General features: G+C 71.4%; 10 protein-coding genes. 4 read left to right on the forward strand and 6 right to left on the reverse strand.

Going from position 1 to position 20,690, the window contains the following annotated elements:
- The 4 genes from EOINJALH_RS01555 to EOINJALH_RS01570 all read right to left on the reverse strand — a co-directional run.
- Positions 1–8,749 (reverse strand): SdrD B-like domain-containing protein (locus EOINJALH_RS01555; protein ID WP_088278553.1); only part of this gene is annotated, 8,749 nt, incomplete at its 3' end.
- Between the two features lie 587 nt (positions 8,750–9,336).
- Positions 9,337–10,473, reverse strand: coding sequence for a PQQ-dependent sugar dehydrogenase (locus EOINJALH_RS01560; protein ID WP_088278554.1), 1,137 nt, complete (start codon positions 10,471–10,473; stop codon positions 9,337–9,339).
- Positions 10,473–12,191 (reverse strand): single-stranded-DNA-specific exonuclease RecJ, encoded by a 1,719-nt coding sequence (gene recJ / locus EOINJALH_RS01565; RefSeq protein ID WP_234413609.1) that lies wholly within the window; start codon positions 12,189–12,191, stop codon positions 10,473–10,475. The genes EOINJALH_RS01560 and recJ overlap by 1 nt, the downstream gene beginning before the upstream one ends.
- Positions 12,188–13,111 carry a hypothetical protein gene (locus EOINJALH_RS01570; RefSeq protein ID WP_088278555.1) on the reverse strand — a complete coding sequence of 308 codons (924 nt, stop codon included), beginning with the start codon at positions 13,109–13,111 and terminating at the stop codon, positions 12,188–12,190. Before EOINJALH_RS01570 ends, recJ begins: the two co-directional genes overlap by 4 nt.
- 61 nt (positions 13,112–13,172) lie before the next feature.
- Here EOINJALH_RS01570 and EOINJALH_RS01575 point away from each other — a divergent pair, with 61 nt between their 5' ends.
- The 4 genes from EOINJALH_RS01575 (at position 13,173) to EOINJALH_RS01590 (ending at position 17,423) form a co-directional block, all read left to right on the forward strand.
- The gene (locus tag EOINJALH_RS01575; protein WP_088278556.1) at positions 13,173–14,429 is read left to right on the forward strand and encodes a lipoprotein-releasing ABC transporter permease subunit; all 1,257 of its coding nucleotides are present in this window, start codon (positions 13,173–13,175) and stop codon (positions 14,427–14,429) included.
- Positions 14,430–14,511: 82 nt separating this feature from the next.
- Positions 14,512–15,177 carry an ABC transporter ATP-binding protein gene (locus EOINJALH_RS01580; protein ID WP_234413610.1) on the forward strand — a complete coding sequence of 222 codons (666 nt, stop codon included), beginning with the start codon at positions 14,512–14,514 and terminating at the stop codon, positions 15,175–15,177.
- A gap of 31 nt (positions 15,178–15,208) precedes the next feature.
- The gene (locus tag EOINJALH_RS01585; RefSeq protein ID WP_088278558.1) at positions 15,209–16,456 is read left to right on the forward strand and encodes a lipoprotein-releasing ABC transporter permease subunit; all 1,248 of its coding nucleotides are present in this window, start codon (positions 15,209–15,211) and stop codon (positions 16,454–16,456) included.
- A 49-nt stretch (positions 16,457–16,505) separates the two neighbouring features.
- On the forward strand, positions 16,506–17,423 hold the full coding sequence (locus EOINJALH_RS01590; RefSeq protein WP_088278559.1) for a DUF808 domain-containing protein: 918 nt from the start codon (positions 16,506–16,508) through the stop codon (positions 17,421–17,423).
- Here the strand turns inward: EOINJALH_RS01590 and mltB are convergent, their stop codons facing one another.
- On the reverse strand, positions 17,424–18,572 hold the full coding sequence (gene mltB / locus EOINJALH_RS01595) for a lytic murein transglycosylase B (protein WP_234413611.1): 1,149 nt from the start codon (positions 18,570–18,572) through the stop codon (positions 17,424–17,426). It lies immediately after the preceding gene.
- Between the two features lie 7 nt (positions 18,573–18,579).
- On the reverse strand, positions 18,580–20,690 hold a 2,111-nt coding region (locus tag EOINJALH_RS01600; protein WP_234413612.1), incomplete at its 5' end, for a DUF3488 and transglutaminase-like domain-containing protein.

Consider the following 20,690-nt stretch of genomic DNA (forward strand, 5'->3'; position numbering starts at 1 on the left):
GGCTGTCGGGGCGGGTCTTGGGCACCTGCTGGTTGGCACCATCGGTGCCTTGCTGCGGGCTGCGCAAGGTGTCGAGGCCATGCGCCTTGCTGTCGAAGCGCAGGGCGGGTTGGCCGCGCTTCTCGGTTTCCGGTGCGGAAACCTCGCCCTGCGCGCGGCGCGCCTTGACCTGCTCCAGCACGGTGTTGGAGCAGCTGCCTTCGATGAAGTCGGCGCGGTGCAGCTCACCGTTCTTCAGGTCCAGCCACAGGCTGCCGGCGTCACCGAGGTTGCGGTTGCTCGACGTGGTGAGGCGCGCGCCGCGCGGCAGCGTCAACGGGTCGATGCGCAGCACGGCGCTCCTGGGCGGCAGGCCGCACACCGAGTACTTGCCTTCGACATCGGACACCAGCGTGGTGCCGTCCTGCAACACCAGCCGCACGCCGGGGATGCCCAGCTCTTCGGCGTCCTGCAGGTGGTTGCCGTTGCAGTCGACGAACACCTTGCCGAGCACGCAGGCGTCGGCGGTGAACACGCCGCCCACCACCTTCACCTGGTAGACCGCCTCATTGCTGGGCGTGCTGCGTGGCAGAGGCTGCAGGCTGCCCGGTGTGACGCAGGTGCTGCCGGTGTTGCAGGCCACGCCGGTGGCGCGGTTGATGCCGTCGCCCTGCTGGCTGCCGACGCCGGCGCGGGCGCGGTACACCAGCGTCAGGCTGCCGCTGGCCGGCATGGCGCCGACCTCAAAGGCGAGGTTCGGACCTGGCGCGCCGGCCGGATCGGCGATCGGCCTGCCGTCCACCGACGCAGTGCCAGCCACGTAGGTGAAGCCTGCCGGCAGGCGGTCGACCACGGTGACGTGGCGGGGTGCGGCGCCGCTGGTCAAGGCCAGGGTGATGCTGTAGCGCACGGTATCGCCCAATTCGACGAGTTGGCGGTCTCCAGACTTGCGCAGCAGCAGGCCGGCAGGCACCGACGGGTCGAGCGGGATATGGTTGTACACCAGGCCCGGCGTGCCGGAGCCGATGGCCACCGTCAGGTGGTAAGTGGTGCCGGGGCCGACCGGGCCCGTGGGCGCCTCAGGCTGCGGCTGCACGGCGACCACCGTGTCGACCGGCCCCGAGGGCCGCAGCGCGTCAGTCGCCGGCGGAATCAGCGTGGACTCGAAGGTGTAGCCGGGCGGCGGCGTGACCGAGAGGCGCAGATCGCAGGCGGCAGGGGCATTGGGCAGGAGCAGCCACTGGTACTGGCCGTTGGTGCCGGTGGTCATCGAGATGGACGCGCCATTCACGACATAGCCACCCAGGTTCACTCCGGCCACCTGCTGACCAGGTGACCAGCCCGGGCAACTGCCCACTGGCGCCAGGGTCACCACGGCACCCGTCACCGGTTGCCGCGTGGTCGAGTCGTAGACGACGCCGGTGGGCTTCACGGGAAGGCTCTGCTGGGTCAGTTCCTGCCCAGGAGCCAGCACCACCACGAGATGCGGGTCGATGCCGCGTACCACGCAGGAACTCGGCACCGCTGACGGCACGCACGAGGCCCCCGAGGAATCAGGCGCCGTCTCGCCGTTCACCGGGTAGCCGTAGACGATGCCGGTGGTCGGGTCGCGGAAGCGCACTGCGTAAGTCAGGCCAGGCACGAGGTCGCCGATGCGGTAGCGGCCATCGGGCCCGGTGACCGTGCTGGCCACCACCTGCTGGGTGGCCGGATCGACGATCTCCACGCGCCAGCCAGGCAGTCGCCTGTCGCCCGTGTCGAGCAGCGCGGGCTTGGTGCCTTGATCCAGCCAGACCGTGCCGGAGATCGCCGCTGGCAACTGCACCGGGGTGCTGGTGCGGCAGGCGCCTTGGTTGATCGCGGCGGTGCAGGGTGCCAGCACGCCGGGATTGCCGACCACCGCATCGCGTTCGGTCGGGGTCGGCTTGCGGGCATCGGGCTCGCCGCCGCCTTCGACCATCACCGCATTGAGCGCAGGCGAGGACGCCGCGGCGGCGGTGCCGATGGCCACCGGCGCAACGATGGCCGGTGCATCGGTGTTGGCCGCCAGCACTGCGCTGGAGGTGCAGGTGAAACTGCTGGCGCCGACGGCGCCGGTGCATGACCAGCCGGGGCCGCTGGGCGCGGCCGACAGGGTGCTGCCGACGGGCAGTCGATCGGTGACGGTGTAGGGGCCGTTGGTGGCCGACTGTCCGCTGTTGCGCACGCGCAGCGTGTATCCGCTGGCGCGGCCAACGGTGAAGGCGGCGTCGTTGGCGGCCTTGGTGACGACCAGGTCGGGTGCGTTGGTCACCTCGCCGAAGTTGTTGTCGATGGATTCGCTTCCGCCCGGCAGCACGATGCGGCTGACGACGGACGGCAAGGTGGTCACTGGCGTGACCTCGCCGACTGTGGTGCCTGTGATGGTGCCGGCCAGCGTGACGCCGTTGCCGGTGCCGGTGGGCTGTGTCGGCTCTGTCACGCTGTAGGTCCCTGGGGCAAGGTTGTCGAAGCGGTAGCGGCCTTCCGAATCGGTGACGGTGCTGCGCGCGACGGGCAGCCCGCTGCCGTCGGTGCCAGTCAATTCCAGGGTGACGCCGGCAATGCCGCGCTCTGCGCCGTCGATGCGGCCGTTGTTGTTGTCGTCCAGCCAGACGCGACCGCTGATGGCGCCAATGGCCAGGCGTTCGCCGAAGTTGTTTTCGATGCTGGCCGACCCAGCGGGCAGCACGATGCCGGCGATGGCGCTGGGCAGCGTGGCCACCGGGGTGGCGGTGCCGCCCAGGCTGCCAGCGGTGGTGAGTCCATTGGAGGTGACCGTGCCGTTGTACAGCGGCGGGTCACGCTGCTCGGTGACCGTGTAGCCTGCGGCGTCGGACGCGGGCAACTGGTCGAACGCCCACGCACCTTGGGTGTCGGTGGTGGTGGTGAATCGCACGGTATTGCCGGCGAGGTCAGTGCCGGTCAAGGTGACGGAGACGCCAGCCAGGCCGGGATCGCCGGCGCGGGCACCGTCGTTGTTCATGTCCAGGTAGACATGGCCGGCGATGGACGCCGGCACCTCGCCGAAGTTGTTGCCGGCGGAGCCGGCCGCCGGCAGTACCGCGATGTCGATGCGATCGGGTTGCGAGCTGATGCCGCTGTCGCCTGGGTGGGTGCTGCCGTCTGCGTAGATGGCGGGTTGGGTTTCGCAGACGCTGTAGGCCTGTCCGACGGCCAGACCGGCGAAGCGGTAGGTGCCGTTCGGGAGGGTGGTCGCGGTGGCGAGCGAGGCGCCAGTGCACCCCGTGCGGGCGTACAGCGTGAGCACGACACCGCCCAGACGGTCGTCCGTGGGGAGGGCGTCCATCGTGAGGTTGCGGTTGCGGTCCAGGTAGACGACGCCGGAGATGCTGGTCTGTTGCGGCCAGACCTCGCCAAAGTTGTTTTCGACGCTGCTGCCACCGGCCGGCAGCGGGATCGCCCGGATCGCGCTGGGCACGGTGTCCACCGCAGTGGCGGTGCCGCCCAGCGAACCGACCGTGGTCTTGCCGTTGACGGTGAGGAGGCCGGCGATCACCGGTTGCGCCAGTTGTTCCGTGACCGTGTAGCCGGCGCCGTTTGCGGCGGGGAGGTCGTCGAAGCGCCAGGCACCGCTGGCATCGGTGGCGGTGCTGCGATTCACCGGGCTGCCACCGGCGTCGAGCCCGCTCAGCGTGACGGTGACGCCGGCGCCGCCGATGTCGCCGACGCGAATGCCGTCGTTGTTGGCATCCAGGAACACGAAGCCCGACAGGCTGGCAGCCACCTCGCCGAAATTGTTGTTGGGCGAACCGATGTTGGGCAGGTTGGTGATGACGATGACGTTGGGCAGCGTGCTGGTGCCGTTGGTGCCCGGGTGCGTGGTGCCGTCGCCGTAGCCTGCCGGCTGGGTTTCGCACACTGCGTAGTCCTGTCCTGCCGCGCGGTCCGGGAAGGCATAGCCACCCAGCGCGTCGGTGGTGGTGGTGGCCAGCAGCACACCGGCGCAGGAATTGCCCGCATGCAGCGTGAGGGTCACGCCCGCCAGCCGGCCATCGGTGGGCGAGGGTTCCATCGTGTTGCTGCGGTTGCGGTCGCTATAGACCGTGCCGCTGATGGTGCCGTTGGCGATTTCGCCGAAATTGAACAGCGTTCCGTCGAAGCCGCTCGACAGGTCGATGCCCGCGATCCGGTCGGCCGTGCTGCCACCGACGCCCGCCTGCGCCGTGCAGCCGGCGCAGGGCGTGCCGCCGATCAGTCCGGGGTTGACCGGCCCGTTGCGCAGGCCCGCCGGGGCGGCCGGCAAGGGTTCCTCCAGCGAGTAGGTGATGAACGGATCGAGCGACGGGAAGTTGTAGAAGCCCGTGCCGTCGGTGGTGGCGGTGGCCACCACGGCACCCGTGGTGGCATTGAGCAGTCGCACCGTGGCACCGGCGATGGCCGGGTCGGCGCCGGCGTTGCGCACGCCGTTGACGTCGTTGTCGATGTAGACGAAGCCGGACAGCGACGGGCGCCGGACTTCGGGGAAGTGGTAGTTCACCGCCGCGTTGCCGATGGCCAGCACGATGGCCGAATGGCTGGAATCGCCTGCCGCGCCAACTGAGGCATAGGTGCCTCCGGCACTGGGCGCGCTGGCGCCGACGGTCGGGGTGGCCGATCGCGAGTTGACGAAGCCTGCCGGCTGGGTCTCGTCGACCCGGTAGGTGCCGGGGGGCAGGTTGTCGAACAGGTAGCTGCCACGCGTGGCGCCGACTGTGTCGCTGGTGGTGGCGGCGCGGCTGATCGTGTTGCCGTAGGCGTCGGTGCCGCTCAAGGTGATCGTCACGTTGCCGATGCCCTCGTCCTCGTTCGGCAAGCTGCCGTCCTGGACACCGTTGGCGATGCGGTCCTGGAACACCCGGCCGGCGATGCTGGCATTGCCGACCTGCACCGGGGAAGACGAGTTGTTGTTGGCGCTCACCGAGTCCAGCGACAGCGGGTTGCCCGATCCGTCCAGGCCCACCGAGACGGAGGCCGAGTTGGTGCGGTCGCTGAGGTAGGGGCCAGTGAAGAAATCGAGCTTGGGCTTGGCGAACAGCCGCAGCGTGAGGGTATTGGCCGGGTTGGGATTGCCGGGGAATGCCCCGGCGCCCAGCGGGCCCGGGTTGGCGTCGATCACGCAGGTCACGGTCTGGCTCTGACCGACCACGGCGATGGCGGCCGGCGTGGGTGTGCAGTTCAGCGTGGCACCCGAGGCGGTGGAGGGCACCTGGGTGACGAAGCCGCCCAGCACCAGGCTGGGCGCGTTGGGCGCCGCGGTGATCAGTTCGAAGTTGGGCGGCAGCACGTCCTGCACCCGGACCTGCTGGGTGTCGTTGCCGCCGAGGTTGCTGACCACGAGCCGGAACTCCACCGGCTGGTTGATGCCGACCGGCTGCGGTGTGACGGTGGCCTTGCTGATCGACAGGTCGGTGCGCGGGAAGATCGTGTCGTTGACCGACGCCAGGTTGTTGTTGTTCGGCGCCGCGCGGTCGCAGGCGCCGGACGATTCATAGCCCGGCGTTTCGTCGCCGCAGACCAGGGCTTCGTTGCGGAAGCTCACCGGGATGAGCGAGATGCCGGTCTGCGCCAGTTCGACCTCGAAGTTGACTTCGCGGCCCGCTTCGAGAAAGTTGTTCGCGGCCGTGCCCGACAGCATGCACACCAGGTTGGCGTTGGGTGCCGACTGTGAGCAGCTGACGCTGCCGGTCTTGCCGGCATCGAGCGAATAGCCGGCTTCCGCCGCCGCGCCGTTGACGTTGAGGACTTGCGGCGCCGACAGCGTGAAGCCGGCTGGCACCGTCATCAGGTCGGTCATCAGCACGCCTTCGGCGCGCGACGGCCCGTTGTTCTGGATGCGGAACCGGTAGCGCAGCGGCTGGCCGACGCCGAAGCTGGTCTGCCCGCTCGGCAGCACCCGCGTCTTGCGCTGCTGCAGGTCGATCGAGGGCACCAGCACGTCGAAGTTGACGCTGCGGGTGTTGTTGCTCGTGGAGGCCGCATCGTTGCAGGCGGTGGAGACGTTGGCATTGGTGCTCGTCTCGACCTTCCATTCGCAGGTGCTGTCGGGGATGTCGACGCGCGCGCTGTTCGACTGGTTGGTGTAGGCGTTGCCGGACGCGGGCAGCACGGCCGGCTTCCTCACCCGCGCGGTGATCGAGATGGTGCGGGTGGAATAGCGCGCCACCGCCGTCGTGCTGCTGCATCGCACTCGCACCTGGGTGGCAGGCAATGGCGGCTCACCGGGTAGCGCGCTGCTCGACACGGCACAGCTCATGTTGGCGCCGTTGGCCACGATGTCGCCGAAGGCCACGGTGCCGACCGTGGTGTCGGTGTTCAGGTCGTCGATGACCGTGAAGTCGCCAGCCGCAGTGACATCGTCCGGCCCCAGGTTCTGCGCAGTGATCGTGAACTGGATGTTCTGCCCGACGCGCGGCGTGGCGGGCGTGACGGTCTTGCTGGTGGCGGCCACGTCGGTGCGCGGCGCCACGATGACGGCGGCGCTGTCGGACAGCGTGCCGCCAAGGATGGCATTGGGCGACGACACGCTTGCGGTATTGGTCAGGATGCCGGCAGCAAAGGGCCGCTGAACCGCGTAGCTGACGACGACCGTGGTGCCGGGCGCCACGTTGGTGAAGTTGCAGCTCAGGGCGCTGCCGCCGGCCGCCAGGTTCGGGCAAATGCCGGTGGCCGAACCGGCCGTGACGCTGGTCGTCACGGCGATGGCCGGGGTCTTGTGGCTGGGGGCCGGCGCACCCGGCGAAACGGTATTGAGGATGCCGGGCAGCGTGTCCGACAGCACCAGGGTCGGGATGGCCGCCTGGATGCCGCCGGCAGGCGTGGTGAGCGTGATGCGCCAGTACTGTGTGTCGTTGGCTGCGCCGATTGCAGGCGGCGTGGCGGCGCTGTCCACCCAGGTCGCGTTGTCGTTGGATGATTCCTTCCGCACGGTCACGTTGGCTTGGCCGCTGATCACGTCGGTGGCGATCAGGTTGCTGCCTGCAGTGGCGCAGTCGTTGCCGGCGTGGCCGTTGCCGACGGGCTGCGGGCCTTGCGCCGACCCCAGTCCCAGTTCGCTGAGCATCGTCTCGCCGGTGCAGGCGCGGTTGGCCAGCGCCACCTGGCCGCTGACGGCGCCGACGGTGGTGGTGAACCTCACCGACAGCGAGGTGCCGGCCGCCAACGTACCGGCGCTGGACCGCGTGCAGACCACGCGCTTGGTGCGCGTGGCGTCGGTCGGGTCGGCATTGTTGGAGACCACGCAGTTCCACCCCGCCGTCACGGCGTTCACGGTATCGCCGGCGATTTCCTCCGGATGCAGGTAGTCGACCACGCGCATCTCCGTGCCTGCGCCATCGACGGAATACGTGGCCGCGGCGGTGCTGGCGGCGTCGTTGGTGACGGTGAGCGTGGTGGTGATGTTGCTGCCCGGGGCCACGGGGCCGCTGGCCGGTGACTTGCTCTTGCCCAGGCGCAGGTCGGCGTTGGCACCGGCCACCTGGTAGGGCAGGTTCACGCTGTTGTTGGCCGGGTTGGCATCGCCATAGCCGGCCGGCGGCGCGACCGTGACCACGAAGTTGCCCGATGCGCTGCTGGCCGGCATCGTCAACGGGATGGCGAAGCCTTGCGTCGCGCCGGCGAGCACCGGCCCCGTGGTGGTGCAGGTCAGCACGGCTGGCGCCGCGAGCACGACGCCCGTGGCTGGCCCGGTGCAATTGGCCGGCAGCGCATTTACGGTGAAATCGGCCGGGATGGTGGTGGTGATGGTGCCGCCCGCCGGCAGGTTCATCGGGCCGTTGTTTCGATAGGTGAGCGTCAGCGTCTGCGTGCTGCCCGTGAGCACTGGCGTGCCGACGAAGCTGCCCAGGGCCTGCACGTCGCTGGCCGGGTCCACCGTGTAGTTGACGTTGGCGGTGTTGTTGTTGATGTCGCGGTCGAAGTAGGTCGCCTGGTCGGCGGCGATCGAACCGACGTTGGTGAAGTTGCCGTTGGTACCAGGTCGGCCGGTGACGGTGATCGTCGAGCCGCTGATGGCGGCGGCGGACAGCGCGCCGCTGTAGGTGCAGGTGACCGTGCGTGTGGCGTTGGCGCTGGCCACGGTGCTGCAGCTGGCGATGCCGCCGTTGACGGCGCTGACCGTGAAGTCGGTCAGCGTGCCCGGCAACTGATCGGTCACCGTCAGAGTCGCGCCCAGCGGCAGGTCGTCCGCGCCCGCGGCGATCTGCGGCTGAAGGGTGAAGGTGGTGCTCTGGCCAGCCAGCAGATTGCCGGCTGCCGGCGACCGGGACTTCAGGATCGTCAGCTCACCCGAACTGCGCACCGTGCCGGTGTTGCTGGCATTGGAGCCGCCGGTGCCGGTGGCGACCAGGCTGAAGGCGCCCAGCGTGGCGCCTCGCACCTGGAAGGTCAGCGTGCCGCTGTCGCCGGCCGCGCCGGCGGGCACCACGCAGTCAACCGCGCTGCCGACCACCGAGCAGCCGGCGGGCGGCGCCGGCGGGTTCACGCTGAGCTGCGGCGGGATGACGGTGCTGATGGTGGCGGCCGCAGCGTTGGTGCGCGTGTAGTCGATCGTCACCACCGCATCGAGCGTGCGCCCGATGTTGCTGGGAAACAGGATCTGGTTGACGGTGACCTGGGCGGATGCCGATCCCGCTCCGCCGGCCAGCAGCAGCAGGAGGATCAGGTCACTCAGAAGGAATCGCCGGATTCGCCCGAGCCCGATGCCGTGGCAGTGCGTCTTCCCGGTGGCCGGGACGGAAAGCTGGGTGTGCAACGTCGACTCCTCGCGAACATGAGGCGCGCGCGTCAGTCGACAGGAGCGAAGGCTCGACCCGTACAGCACCAACCGTGGACGCGCCACCTCCTCAGTGGTCTGACGTCCGGCCTCTCGGCGCCTATCCTAGGCCAGCTTGATGGTCACAAGCCTGCGCCCGTGTGTGATAACCCACAGATTCGGCATGCAGGATCATCGGCTGTCGACACCAGCGCTTGACAAGATGGCCAGTACGACCTAGCCGTAAGGATGGGGCCGCATGCGGTTGGCCAGCGCCGTCCACCGCGACCGTAGCGCGCAAAGTGAGTGTTCCCTGCCGGGCTGGGCATGCTCGCCTGGCGCAGCGCGCGGTCGAAGGCGCCGCCGATGCCGACGGGTGCCAGTCCGCCCAGTTCATCGTGGTCGGTGGGGCCCACAGATCGACACTGCCGGCCCTGACGCGCGGGGCCAGCACCTGAGAGGATGCCGTTGGAGCGGGTGGAATGGCAAGGCAGGTCGGCCTTGACCAGGCGCACCGCTGGATTGCAGAAAGCGCCCGCATGCAAGGCCGCCAACGGGTCTTGCAGCGGTGCCGGCATACGGCCTGGTCAGGGGCGCAGTCGCAGCAGGCGGCCGTCGGCGTTGTCGGTGAGCAGGTAAAGCCAGCCGTCGGGGCCTTGGCGCACGTCTCGGATGCGCTCGTTCAAGGTGGGCAGCAGCCGGGTTTCTCGCACCACCTTGTTGCCGTCGATTTCCAGGCGAAGCAGCGATTCGGCGCGCAGCGCGCCGATGAAGAGGTTGCCCTTCCAGCCCGGGTAACGATCGCTCGTCAGGAAGGCCATGCCGCTGGGCGCGATCGAGGTGGGTACCCAGTGCGCCACTGGCGCCACCACGTCGGCGCGCTCGGTGCCGTCGCCGATGCGGGTGCCGATGCCGTAGTTGCGGCCAAAGGTGATCACCGGCCAGCCGTGGTTGCCGCCTCGGGCGTCGATGTTGAGCTCGTCGCCGCCCTGCGGGCCGTGTTCGTGCGTCCACAGCGCGCCGGTGCCCGGGTGGATGGCCGCGCCCTGCACGTTGCGGTGGCCATAGCTCCACAGCTCGGGCCTCGCATCGGCGCGGCCGATGAAGGGGTTGTCGGCCGGCACCTTGCCGTCGGCTTCGATGCGCACCACCTTGCCGAGGTGGTTGTCCAGGCGCTGCGCGTCGTCCTTGCGCGAGAAGCGGTCGCCCAGCGTGACGAACAGGCGCCCATCGGGCGCGAAGGCCAGGCGCGAGCCGAAGTGCTGCCGGCTGGCCACCTTGGGCAGCTGGCGGAAGATCACCTGCACGTCGGCCAGTCGATCGCCGTCCAGCCGGCCGCGGGCCACCGCGGTGCCGTTGGTGCCGGCCTCGCCGGGCTCGCTGTAGCTCCAGTAGACCCAGCGGTTGGTGGCGAAGGCCGGGTCGAGCGCCACGTCGAGCAGGCCGCCCTGGCCTTCGGCCACCACGGGGGGCAGGCCGGCCAGCGGCGGGCCGAGGCGGCCATCGGCGCCAATGAGGCGCAGCCGCCCGGGCCGCTCGCTGACGAGGAAACGCCCGTCGGGCAGGAAGGCCAGGCCCCAGGGGTTGACCAGGCCGTGGGCCACGGTCTCGACCTTGGGCTCGGCACGGGCCGGGCCAGACAGGGCGCAAAGCACGAGGCCGATCGCCAGGAACCCCGAGACCCGCGGGCTCGAGACCCCATGGACGCGTCGAATGGGTGTCATCATGCGGCAGCCTCCACCACCATTTGGATGCGCACCTGGCCCTGGTACTCGTCCAGGCTCAGGCGATAGGCCAGCCGCACGCGCGCGGGCACCGGCTCGGCATGGCCGAACCAGATCGCGTCGCGCAGCGTGCCGGCGTGGCGCACGCGAAGTTTCAGGTGCTTCTCGCCGACCAGGCGCTGCTGCAGCACGTCGACCTCGTCGCAGAACAGCGGCGCCTCGAAACCCTGGCCCCACACCTGCGCGTCGAGCCGCAGCACCGTCTCGGCATTGAAGTACTCCACCGGCAGCGGGCCGTCGGTGGACAGCTTGCGGTCCAGCGCGGCGGGCAGCAGCCACTCGCGCGCCACCTGCTGCAGTGCCTGGTCGAAAGCCTCCAGGCCCGATTCGGCCAGCGTGCAGCCGGCCGCCATCGCGTGGCCGCCGAAGCGCAGCAGCAGGCCCGGGCAGCGCTTGGCCACCAGGTCGAGCGCGTCGCGCAGGTGGAAGCCGGCGATCGAGCGGCCCGAGCCCTTCAGCGCGCCGTCGGCACCGCGGGCGAAGACGAAGGTGGGCCGGTGCAACCGGTCCTTCAGGCGCCCGGCGACGATGCCGACCACGCCCTCGTGGAACTCGGCATCGAACAGCACCAGCGCCGGCGGCGGCTCGCCGCTGGGCATCAGCGCGTCGAGCCGCAGCGCCGCCTGCTCGCGCATGCCGGCCTCGACCTCGCGCCGCTCGCGGTTGATGGCGTCCAGCTGCGCCGCCAGGTCGGCCGCGCGTGCCGGGTCGTCGGTGCGCAGGCACTCGATGCCCAGCGTCATGTCGGCCAGCCGGCCGGCGGCGTTGATGCGCGGCCCCAGGGCAAAGCCGAAGTCGAAGGCCGAGGCCTTGTGCGGCGCCCGGCCGGCCGCCGCGAACAGCGCCGCCACGCCGGGCTGCATGCGCCCAGAGCGGATGCGCTTCAGGCCCTGTGCGACGAGCCGGCGGTTGTTGCCGTCGAGCCGCACCACGTCGGCGACGGTGCCCAGCGCCACCAGGTCGAGCAGCGCATCGAGCCGCGGCTGGCTGGCCGCGTCGAAGCGGCCGCGCGCGCGCAGCTCGGCGCGCAGCGCCAGCAGCACGTAGAACATCACGCCGACGCCGGCGAGCGACTTGCTCTCGAAACCGCAACCGGGCTGGCTGGGGTTGACGATGACGTCGGCGTCGGGCAGCTCGATGCCCTCGGCGCCCTGCGCCGGCAGGTGGTGGTCGGTGACCAGCACCTGCAGCCCGGCCGCGCGTGCATGGGCCACGCCGGCCACGCTGGCGATGCCGTTGTCCACGGTGACCAGCACCTGCGGGTTCAGCGCGCGCGCCAGGTCGACGATGGCGGGGGTGAGGCCGTAGCCATGCACCTGGCGGTCGGGCACCACGTAGTGCAGGGTGTCGGGCGCGGCGCCCAGCAGCGCCAGGCCGCGCAGCGCGACGGCGCAGGCGGTGGCGCCGTCGCAGTCGTAGTCGGCCACGATGCACAGCCGAAGGCCGGCGTCGATGGCATCGGCCAGCAGGCGCGCGGCCTCGGCCGTGCCTTTCAGCCCTTCGGGCGGCAGCAGGCGGGCCAGGCCGTCGTCGAGATCGTCCGGCGAGCGCACGCCGCGCGCCGCGAACAGCCGCGCCAGCAGCGGGTGCACGCCCGACTGCTCGAGCGCGAAGGCCACGCGGGGCGGCACGTCTCGCAGCAGCAGTTGTGGCGTCACAGGGCCTCCAGGGCCTGGGTGGCCGGCACGCGTTGGAAGCTGGCCGTCACGCGTTGCCACAGGCTGCGCGGGCGCGGCTCGAAGCGGGTGGCGCGGCGCTCGCCGCACAGTGTCAGCATGGCCTCGGGGTGGTTGGCCAGCCTGGCCAGCGGGCCGGCGTCGAGTGCGCGCCAGGCCTCGCACCAGGCCGCCCAGTCGTCGCCCAGCGCGGGGGCGCGCAGGCGGTCGTCGACGGTGGCCGCGGTGGCGGGCTCGGTCGGCGGCGCCGCGCGGCCGCTGCCGCTGCACCAGAACGAGTTCACCGTGGGCAGGCCCGCGGCCTCGCGGGCATCGTTCTTCGGGTGGGTGTACAGCAGCATCTGCACCTCGTTCTGCAGTCGGCGCAGCAGGCGCGCCGAGCGTTGGTCGGGCAGCCAGGCATCCACGTTGCGGCCGATGACGCGGTCCAGCGACGCGGTGGCCAGGCCGTCGAACAGTGGGTGGGTGGCCAGCCAGGTGTCGGCGGCCACCCAGTGCAGGCCGAAGCCCTCGGTCTCGAACAGCGACCGCACCGCCTCGAACAACAGGCGCGAGTCGGCGTCGTCCAGCGACAGCGCGGCCGGGTCGGTGAGCGTGACATGGTCGGTGCCCAGGTGCAGGTGCACCGGCGTCAGGCGGGCCCAGGCGTGGTCGGCCACCTGCAGGCCGGCCTGCGACGCAGCGTCGGCGGCCCAGGGCAGGGCGCCGTCGGCCAGCGGCCAGCCGCGTGCGGCGGCCAGCGCCAGCTCGTGCGGCGGGCTCAGGCTGTATTCGTCGCTGCCGAGGCTGTGCACCGGCGTCAGCCGCGACAGCAGACGCTCCAGGTTCGGCAGCGCGAGCGATTGCAGGGCGTGCCGGCCGGCCTCGGACAGGGCGCCGGCGAAGGGAACGATCAGGTGCATGAGCCCGCATTATCGGCCGCGCACAGACCGGGCGAAGTGCCGCTGTTAGCATCCCCTTCCCATGAACTGGCCCTATGAGTGGCAGATCGGCTGGCGCTACACGCGGGCCGGTCGTGCCGGCCTTCGCAACGGATTCATCTCCTTCATCAGCGGTGTGTCGATGCTCGGCATCGGCCTGGGCGTGGCGGCGCTGATCATCGTGCTGTCGGTGATGAACGGCTTCCAGAAGGAGGTGCGCGACCGCATGCTGTCGGTGGTGGCGCACGTCGAGGTGGTCGACCCGCAGGGCGAGGCGCTGGCCGACTGGCGCGCCACCGCGGCGCAGGCGCGGCAGAACCCGGCCGTGGTCGGCGCGGCGCCCTTCATCGCGGTGCAGTCGCTGCTGTCGCATGGCGAGGCCCTGCAGGGCGCGCTGGTGCGCGGCATCGTGCCGGCCGAGGAGGCCGGTGTCACCGACATCGCCCGCCGGCTGCGCGACACCACGCTGGCGCAGCTGCAACCCGGCGCCTGGCGCATCGTGCTGGGCCTCGAGCTGGCGCGGGCGCTGCGCGTGCGCGAGGGCGACACGGTCACGCTGATCGCCCCCGGTGGCCAGGTCACGCCGGCCGGCGTGGTGCCGCGGCTGAAGGCCTTCACCGTGGTCGGCACCTTCGAATCGGGCCACTACGAGTACGACAGCAGCCTGGCGATGATCCACCTCGACGACGCGGCGCGGCTGTACCGCGTCGAGGGCCCCACCGGCGTGCAGCTGCGGCTGGCCAAGGTGCAGACCGCGCGGGCGGTGGGCGAGCAGCTCGCCGCCGCGCTGGGCAAGAGCGTCGAGGTGCGCGACTGGACGCGCAGCAACCGCCACTGGTTCGACGCGGTGCAGATCGAGAAGCGCATGATGGGCATCATCCTGACGCTGATCGTCGCGGTGGCCGCCTTCAACCTGGTGTCCACGCTGGTGATGACCGTGACCGACAAACGCGCCGACATCGCCATCTTGCGCACGCTGGGCGCCAGCCCGCGCTCGGTGATGGGCATCTTCGTCGTGCAGGGGGCCACCAGCGGCATCCTCGGCACCGTGGGCGGCGTGGCCACCGGCCTGCTGGTGGCCCACCACATCGACACCATCGTGCCGGCGATCGAGCGTGCGCTGGGCGTGGCCTTCCTGCCGGGCAGCATCTACCTGATCAGCCGCATGCCCAGCGACCCGCAGATGGGCGACGTGTGGCCGATCGCCGTGGTCTCGCTGGTGCTGGCCTTCGTGGCCACGCTGTACCCGAGCTGGCGCGCCAGCCGCATCAACCCGGCCGAGGCCCTGCGATATGAGTGAGAGCCCCCAGGGCCGGGCTTCGCCCAACCCGCCCCCCGAGGGGGTCCAGGAAGCTTGGGGCGGCCCGGCGCTTCCTGGTGACGTGGTACTCGAGGCAGTGGACCTGCACAAGCGCTTCCAGGAGGGCCGCGGCGCCGACGCGCTGGACGTGACCGTGCTGCGCGGCGTGAGCCTGCAGGTTCGGCGCGGCCAGACGCTGGCCATCGTCGGCGCCTCGGGCTCGGGCAAGAGCACGCTGCTGCACCTGCTGGGCGGGCTGGAGGCACCCACCTCGGGCCGGGTCGAGCTGATGGGCCGCGACCTGGCCACGCTGGACGCCGCCGAGCAGGGCCGCTGGCGCAACCTGCACCTGGGCTTCGTCTATCAGTTCCACCACCTGCTGCCCGAGTTCAGCGCGCTGGACAACGTGGCGATGCCGCTGCGCATTCGCCGCCTGCCCACGGCCCAGGCGCGGCAGCGCGCCGCCGCCGCGCTGGCGCGCGTGGGCCTGACCGACCGCACCGCACACCACCCGGCGCAGCTGTCGGGCGGCGAGCGCCAGCGCGTGGCGATCGCCCGCGCGCTGGTCACCGAGCCGGCCTGCGTGCTGGCCGACGAGCCCACCGGCAACCTCGACCGCGCCACCGCCGACGCGGTGTTCGAGCTGATGCTGGCCTGCGCGCGCGAGCAGGGCATGGCCATCGTCGTGGTCACCCACGACGCGGCGCTGGCCGCGCGCTGCGCCGACACGCTGCAACTGGTGCGCTGAGCGCAATGCACGGCGCCGGCCCGCGATCGCGATGAACCTGTCCTACGAATGGCAGGTCGGCTGGCGCTACCTGCGTGCCGGTCGCGGGGTGCGGGGCAACCGCTTCGTGTCCTTCATCGCCGCGGTGGCCATGCTGGGCATCGCGCTGGGCGTGGCCGCGCTGATCGTGGTGTTGTCGGTGATGAACGGCTTCCAGCGCGAGGTGCGCGAGCGCATGCTGGGCGTGGTGGCGCATGTCGAGATCGTCGAGCGCCACGAGCTGTCGCTGCCCAAGGCCGACGAGTTGGCCGAGGCCCTGCGCAAGCAGCCCGGCGTGCTGGGCGTGGCGCCCTTCCTGGCGATGCCGGCGATGCTGGGCCGCGGCGAGAAGCTGCGCGGCGCGTTGGTGCGCGGCATCGACCCGGTGCGCGAGGCCGAGGTGCTGCCGCTGGCCCGCGAACTGCGCGACACCGTGCTGAAGCGCCTGGAGCCGGGATCGCGCCGCATCGTGCTGGGGGCCGAACTGGCGCGCGAACTCGCGGTGTCCGAAGGCGGCTCGGTGACGCTGGTGCAGCCCGGGGCCACGGCCAGTGCCGCCCCACGCTTCACTGCCTACACGGTGGTCGGCACCTTCGACAGCGGTCACCACGAGTACGACAGCTCGCTGGCCCTGGTGCACCTGCAGGACGCCGCCACGCAGTTCGGCCTGCCCGGCCCGGCCGGCCTGCAGGTGCGGCTGGCCGACCTCGACGCCGCCCCGCAGGCGGCGGCCGACCTGGCCGCCGTGCTGGGCTCGCACGTCGAGGTGCGCGACTGGACGCGCAGCAACCGCATCTGGTTCGAATCGGTGCGGCTGCAGAAGCGCATGATGGCCCTGATCCTGACGCTGATCGTCGCCGTGGCCGCCTTCAACCTGGTGTCGACGCTGGTGATGACGGTGACCGACAAGCGCTCCGACATCGCCATCCTGCGCACGCTGGGGGCCAGCCCGCGTTCGGTGATGGGCATCTTCATGGCGCAGGGCGCGGCCAGCGGCCTGGTCGGCACCGCCGGCGGCGTGGCGCTGGGCCTGGGCGTGGCGCTGAACATCGACGTCATCGTGCCGGCGCTCGAGCGGCTGCTGGGCACCCGCTTCCTCGACCGCAGCATCTACCTGATCGACCGCATGCCCAGCGACCCTCGGGTGGGCGACGTGCTGCCGATCGCCGCCATCTCGCTGGCGCTGGCCTTCGTCGCCACGCTGTACCCCAGCTGGCGCGCCAGCCGGCTGGCGCCGGCCGAGGCGTTGCGGCACGATTGAGCCGCGGCGCCTGCCCATCCATTCCCTTCACTCTCTCCTGAACCCACCCATGGCCACCAGCCTGCTTGCCCTGCTCGACGACATCGCCACCGTGCTCGACGACGTGGCCGTGATGACCAAGGTGGCGGCCAAGAAGACCGCCGGCGTGCTGGGCGACGACCTGGCGCTCAATGCCCAGCAGGTGGCCGGCGTGGCGGCCGACCGCGAGCTGCCGGTGGTGTGGGCGGTGGCCAAGGGCTCGCTGCTGAACAAGCTCATCCTGGTGCCGCTGGCGCTGGTGATCAGCGCCTTCGCGCCCTGGGCGGTGACGCCGCTGCTGATGGTGGGCGGCGCCTTCCTGTGCTACGAAGGCTTCGAGAAGCTGGCGCACAAGCTGCTGCACAGCGCCGCCGAGGACGCGGCTGCGAAGGAGGCGCTGGTGAAGGCGGTGGTCGACCCGGCGGTCGACCTGATGGCCTTCGAGCGCGACAAGATCAAGGGCGCGGTGCGCACCGACTTCATCCTCTCGGCCGAGATCATCGCCATCACGCTGGGCACGGTGGCCACTGCACCGATGATGCAGCGTGTGATTGTGGTCGCGGGCATCGCGCTGGTGATGACGGTGGGCGTCTACGGCTTCGTCGCCGGCATTGTCAAGCTCGACGACGCCGGGCTGTGGCTGACCCGCCAGCGCGGGGCGATGGCCCGGCGCCTGGGGGCGCTGCTGCTGGCCGGCGCACCGTGGCTGATGAAGGCCCTGTCGGTGGCCGGCACCGCGGCGATGTTCCTGGTGGGCGGCGGCATCCTGGTGCATGGCTTTGCGCCGCTGCACCATGCGGTGGTCGCCGTGGGTGAGGCCGTGGGGGCGGCGGTCGGGCCGGCGCTGTCGACGGTGTGGCCGCTGCTGGCCGATGCGCTGGTGGGCATCGTGGCCGGCGCGCTGGTGCTGGGCGCGGTGACGCTGGCCGGCCGGCTGCGCCGCGGCTGATCAGGGCAGCAGGCGCTGCAGCTTGATGGCGCGGCCGAGCTCGATCACCGCCAGCGCGTAGTAGCTCGACCAGTTGTAGCGCGTGACCGCATAGAAGTTCTGCGTGCCTGCCACGTGGCTGGGCGCGGCGGCGCCGTTGTGCAGCTCGACCAGCGCCAGCGGGCCGTCATGGCCGCGTCCTTCTTCGGTCAGCACGGCGCCATGCGCGGCCATCTCGTCGGCGGTGAAGCTGGGCAGGATGTCGGGCAGCAGCAGCGTGGCGCGCTCGGAGATGTCGTTGGGCGGCTCGACCGCATAGTGGGTGGGCAGCCCGGGTTTCCAGCCGAACGAGGCCAGGTAGTGCGCCACGCTGCCGATCACGTCGGCCGCGCTGCCGGCCATGTCGATATGGCCGTCGCGGTCGAAGTCGACGGCGTAGCGCGCGATGCTGCCGGGCATGAACTGGCCCAGGCCGACGGCACCGGCGTACGAGCCCTTGATGCCTTGCGGCGCCACGCCCTCGCGCTGGGCCATCGCCAGGAAGTGGCCGAGCTCTTCGCGGAAGAAGGCGCTGCGGTCTTTGCGGCCGCGCGGGAAGTCGAAGGCCAGCGTGGCCAGCGCGTCGAGCACACGGAAGTTGCCCATCATGCGGCCGTAGTAGGTCTCGACGCCGATGATGCCGACCACCACCTCGGCCGGCACGCCGTACTGCCGCTCGGCCGCCTCGAGCCACGATTGGTGGGCCGACCAGAACGCCAGCCCGGCGCGGATGCGCTGCGGCTCGACGAAGCGGGCGCGGTAGGCGGCCCAGTTCTTGGCCGTGCCGGCAGGCGGCGGCATGATGAGGCGAGCCACCGTGGGCTGGAAGCGCGCCTCGGCCAGGGCGGCCTCGACCCATGCGCGGTCGAGCTGATGCAGTTCTGCCACCTCGGCGGCAAAGCGCAGCACGTCTTCGCGCCGGCCATAGGTGACGACGTCGGGCGCCTGGTCGCTGCGCACCGCCGACGCGGCCGGGCGCGCGCGCGGGGCGGCGTCCGCCGGCGCAGCCTGGCCGAGCGCCGCGACCAGGGCCGCCAGGCCCCAACACGACATCGCGGTGGCCAGGCGACGAGGGTGCGGCAGGCCCGATGGCGATGCGCCGCGCGGCGGGCGGAGGACGGTCCGGGACATCGGCGGATTATCGCGCCCCGCCGTGGGCCGCGTCGGTCCCGGCTGCCGCGGCCTGTCGCCGTTGGGCGCCGAGCCGCTGGTCGAATTCGCGGGTCCAGTCGGCGCCCGGGACGTGCCGTCCGTCGGGGCCGTAGCGCAGCAGGTCGAGCCGCTCCAGCCACTCGGCCAGGGGTTCGGCCGTGGGGCCCAGTCGCTCGCGCACCCGCCGGGCCAGTGCCCGCGGGCCGTCCTGCGCTTGCGACTCGACCCCGGCGCGGCGCAGGGCCTCGCGCAGCCGGCCATGCAGGCGCGCCCAGGGATCGACCCGACGGCGGTCGAGCCAGGCCCACACCGCGGCGGTGGACGCCACCACGCTGACCAGCACCATCATCACCAGCAGCAGGTCCTGCCACGATGGCGCGGTGAAGCCGATCGATTCCAGCAGGTCGAACTGCCGTGTGCGCGAATAGCTCATCACCCACTGGTTCCAGCGGTTGTCCACCAGTTCCCAGGCCCGGCGGATCTGGCCGGCCAGCTCGGGATTGACGTTCTGCAGTGCGTCGGCCATCAGGCCCCGGGCCGGTGGCAGCTGGCGCCCGGTGGACACCCGTTCGGGCGCGACCGCGGCCGTGGGGTCGGCCCGGCGCCAGCCGGTGCCGGGTTGCCAGTACTCGGCCCAGGCATGGGCATGGCTCTGGCGCACCACCTGCCAGCCGTCGGCGTCGGGCGGCTCGGCACCCTGGTAGCCGGTGACCACGCGTGCCGGCACGCTGAGCGCGCGCATCATCACGACGAAGCTGGCTGCAAAGTGTTCGCAGAAGCCCTCGCGCCGGTCGAACCAGAACTCATCGACGGCATCGCGGCCGTACTCGCCCGGCGCCAGCGTGTAGCTGAACTTCTCGGTGCGGATGTGGCGCATCAGCGCCGTGGCCAGCGCATCGGGGTTGGCCGCCGTCAGCCCCTGCTCGACCCGCCACTGCCGGGCCCAGGCCGCCGCGCGGGGGTTGCTGTCGGGCGGCAGGTCGGTGAGGGCGGCCAGCCAGGGCTGCACCTCGGTCGGGCCGTGCTCGAAACGGGTGTGCGCCTGGGCCGTCAGGCGCACGCGCTCGGCGATCAGGCGGTCGGCCTGCCAGCGCAGTTCGGGGTCGAGCCGCAGCGTCCAACCGGGCAGCATCGGCGCGTCGGCGGCGGGCGGGGGCGTGAGTTCGAGCAGCGGCAGCAGGGGCAGCCGGATCGGCTCGACGATCATCTCGTAAGGCCGGCCCGGGCCGAACACGCGCAGTTCGGGCGAGAACGGTCGTCCCGGGCGCAGCACCCCGGGCGTCGAGGTCCACTCGACACCGTCGAAGCGCGACAGCACGGGCCCGCGGAAGTACAGCAGGGACGAGGGCGGGCTGCCATTGGCGAAGCGCACCCGGAAGGCGATGCTGTCGTCGTTGGCGACCTGGGCCACGCCGCCCATGCGCATGGTGCCCGACAGGCCGGTGCGGCCGATGGCGTCCTGCGGCAGCCCCCACAGCGGGCCGATGCGGGGAAACAGCAGGAACAGCGCCGCCATCAGCGGCAGCCCGAGCAGCGCCGATCGTGCCGCGATGCCGGCGGCGCGCTTCAGCGGCGGCTTGCCCACCGGCATGCTGGCCAGCACCTGGGCCGTGAGCAGGCCCCAGGTGGACACCGCCATCGAGAACGCCATGAGCAGCGACTGCGAGTACAGGCAATGCGTCAGCACCAGGAAGAAGCCGAGGAAGAACACCACCAGCGCATCGCGCCGCCCGCGCATCTCGAGCGTCTTCAGCGACAGCAGCACCACCAGCATCGACACGCCGGCCTCCTTGCCCAGCAGCGTGCGTTCGGTCCACAGCGTCAGCGCCACGGCGATGGCCATCACGGTGAACAGCGCGCCGCGGCCGGGCAGGGCGCCGTTGGTGAGGGCGATGGAGGCCCGCCAGAACAGCACCACGGCGGCCAGACCGACGCACCAGAACGGCAGGTGCGCCGCGTGCGGCAGGATGGTCCAGGCGATCACGGCGAGTTGGAACAGGGTGTCGCGGGCCTCGCGCGGCAGGCGTGCCCAGCCCGCCCACGCCGGTCGACCGTCGGCGACGGCCGGCAGGATGGCGGCGGCGGTGGCGGGGGTGG

The organism is Ideonella sp. A 288 (genome assembly GCF_002198735.1).
Classification (GTDB): domain Bacteria; phylum Pseudomonadota; class Gammaproteobacteria; order Burkholderiales; family Burkholderiaceae_C; genus Pseudaquabacterium.

Bases quoted from the DNA above. Each gene is read 5' to 3' on its own strand.
- EOINJALH_RS01570 (WP_088278555.1), bottom strand. From the start codon at position 13,111: ATGCACCTGATCGTTCCCTTCGCCGGCGCCCTGTCCGAGGCCGGCCGG.
- EOINJALH_RS01590 (WP_088278559.1), top strand. From the start codon at position 16,506: ATGGCCACCAGCCTGCTTGCCCTGCTCGACGACATCGCCACCGTGCTC.
- EOINJALH_RS01575 (WP_088278556.1), top strand. From the start codon at position 13,173: ATGAACTGGCCCTATGAGTGGCAGATCGGCTGGCGCTACACGCGGGCC.
- mltB (WP_234413611.1), bottom strand. From the start codon at position 18,572: ATGTCCCGGACCGTCCTCCGCCCGCCGCGCGGCGCATCGCCATCGGGC.
- EOINJALH_RS01560 (WP_088278554.1), bottom strand. From the start codon at position 10,473: ATGACACCCATTCGACGCGTCCATGGGGTCTCGAGCCCGCGGGTCTCG.
- EOINJALH_RS01585 (WP_088278558.1), top strand. From the start codon at position 15,209: ATGAACCTGTCCTACGAATGGCAGGTCGGCTGGCGCTACCTGCGTGCC.